A 520-nucleotide genomic window follows, 5' to 3' on the forward strand; every position below is an offset into this window, starting at 1 on the left:
GCTTTACATTACAGCGAATATTAAAGAAACAGACATTAAGAACATTGAAAAAGGTGACAAAGTGGACATCGTTGTAGACGGCGATCCTGATACAACATTTGAAGGAACAGTTGAACAAATTGGTTATGCAACAAACTCAACATTCAATATGCTGCCAGCAACAAACTCAAGTGGTAACTACACGAAAGTGCCACAAAAAGTAGCAGTGAAAATTTCAATTAAAAATCCATCTGACAAAGTACTTCCAGGTATGAATGCTTCTGTCAAAATTTCATCTTAATGATGACTGATATCAAAAAATGAAAGGAGGTTGTCTGAGATGGCAAATCAACCTGCAGCGACAAAACAGGGAGCAGGCTCCTTGTCTTTACTGATCATTTTAATGGCCGGTTTGTTCGTAGCGATTTTAAACCAAACGCTTTTGAACGTAGCCATGCCCCATTTAATGACTGAATTTAATGTGAGTGCGACGACAATTCAGTGGCTTACAACAGGTTACATGCTTGTCAACGGGGTGCTC

The 520-nt window shown here is 39.0% G+C and carries 1 protein-coding gene and 1 pseudogene; both read left to right on the forward strand.

Annotation, left to right across the window (positions count from 1 at the left end; translation table 11 throughout):
* The coding region (locus tag QLH51_RS19845) for an HlyD family secretion protein (protein WP_164516270.1) at positions 1-280 on the forward strand (280 nt) is incomplete at its 5' end.
* A gap of 39 nt (positions 281-319) precedes the next feature.
* Positions 320-520: pseudogene (locus QLH51_RS19850) on the forward strand (hypothetical protein); the annotation flags it as partial.

It is taken from the genome of Sphingomonas sp. 2R-10 (assembly GCF_030062225.1).
GTDB lineage: Bacteria > Pseudomonadota > Alphaproteobacteria > Sphingomonadales > Sphingomonadaceae > Sphingomonas.